This window comes from Streptomyces sp. NPDC031426, assembly GCF_055581585.1.
This window is the reverse complement of record NZ_JBVIJE010000110.1, coordinates 1-1,441: the sequence shown is the minus strand read 5'-3', so window position 1 is coordinate 1,441 and position 1,441 is coordinate 1. Positions and strand designations below refer to the sequence as shown.

Below are 1,441 nucleotides of genomic sequence, written 5' to 3'. Positions count from 1 at the left end.
AAGAGCCTGCGCGTCGACCGACACACCTACAAGGCCACCGTCAGCATCGACATCCTGTTGACAGCACCCATCAGCCCATAAACTTCATGGCCTTGTCCTAAAGCCGCCTACGCGCCGGGCCCTTCCTCGTGGCTGTCCCCTGTGGGGCCGCCCAGGCCCTGACCGCCGCGTGGAGATCCTGACTTCGCCACCCACTCCTTCTGGGAGCCGGCGCGCCCCTGGGCCGAGGTGTCGCAAGGGGCCGCCGCGCAGGACGGCTGCGGCGGGGAAAGTGCCTGCCTGGCGGATAGCGAGCGCCCGTAGCTTGCGGCACGGGCCACCACGCAAGGGTGCGGGCTCGCCGTGTCGAAGGCGAGGGCGGACACGCACGCCGCTCCAGGGCGACGTTCATCGCCGACAGGGCGATCCCGCCTCGATGGAAGTCCCCCGGACTCCCACCTGTGTCTCCAGGGAAAAAGTAGCTCTGCGTGACCTACCGGCGTGTCATTGCGGAGTGTGCCCGCATGGTGTTAGCCCAAGGGTATGACCGTCTTCGGAACTGGGGTGCGCGCGGGCATTGTCGCTGGTGTGCTCAGTGGTGTGCCGTCGACGCTGCATGCCTTGGCCACGCGGCGTGATCCGCTGGCGGCGACCCGCGCGGCCGGATCGCTGCTGCTGCCGGACGAAGCCCGCTCGGCGCGACTGCTCGCTGCGGCGATCCCCGTCCACTTTGGGCTCAGCGTCGGCTGGGGCGTGGCGCTCGCGGCCGTGCTGCCGCGACGGGCGACCACCGCGTGGGGTGCGCTGGCCGGACTCGCGATCGCCGCGCTCGACTTCAGTGTGCCGGGCAGACGTACCGCCCAGATCCGCGCGCTGCCACGGTGGCCGCAGGTGGCGGACCATCTCACCTACGGCGTGATCGCCGCTGCGGCGGTGGCCACCGCACACACCGAGGACCTTCAAAGCGTGCCGCGGTCACACGGTCGGAGCGCGCCAGCGGCCGGCCAGCAGGCTGTCAGGGACCGCCGGTACGGTCTACGCCATGGCCCTTTTGGCGGCAGGTGAGGTGATGTCGCGGATGATGTCTTCGGTGAAGATGGGGTGGCCGTAGCCTGCATGGTCACGATGCGTTCCTCAGGGCGTTTGATGAGGGGGATGACGGGGGCGGAGTCGGCGGCGCGGGGCAGGTCGACCATCTCGTGGACGGGCAGCGGGTAGGGCGTGTCACTGGTGCCGGTGACCTCGAGGGTGATCTCGCTGCGCTGGTTGTGGGTGTCGTCGTCGGAGATGGCTTTGGAGCAGGGGCACAGGCTGGTGGCGGGGGGGGGGGGGGGGGGGGGGGGGGGGGGGGGGGGGGGAGGGGAGGAGGGGGGGGGGGGGGGGGGGGGGGGGGGGGGGGGGGGGGGATGGGGGGGGGGGGGGGGGGGGGGGGGGGGGGGGGGGGGGGGGGGGGGGGGGGGGG

At 72.2% G+C, this 1,441-nt stretch carries 2 protein-coding genes; one reads left to right on the top strand and one right to left on the bottom strand.

The features are described from left to right. The first annotated feature begins 522 nt into the window (after positions 1-522). Positions 523-1,044, top strand: a complete 522-nt coding sequence (locus ACZ5NH_RS45515) for a hypothetical protein (RefSeq protein ID WP_468784372.1) — start codon at positions 523-525, stop codon at positions 1,042-1,044. Here ACZ5NH_RS45515 and ACZ5NH_RS45510 read toward each other — a convergent pair. Beyond that, positions 939-1,268, bottom strand: a complete 330-nt coding sequence (locus tag ACZ5NH_RS45510; RefSeq protein ID WP_468784374.1) for a GTP cyclohydrolase, FolE2/MptA family — start codon at positions 1,266-1,268, stop codon at positions 939-941. The two genes, ACZ5NH_RS45515 and ACZ5NH_RS45510, sit on opposite strands and share 106 nt — an antisense overlap. Positions 1,269-1,441 lie beyond the last annotated feature (173 nt).

Excerpts from the sequence above, each read along its gene's own strand:
- ACZ5NH_RS45515 (WP_468784372.1), top strand. The coding sequence starts at position 523 with ATGACCGTCTTCGGAACTGGGGTGCGCGCGGGCATTGTCGCTGGTGTG.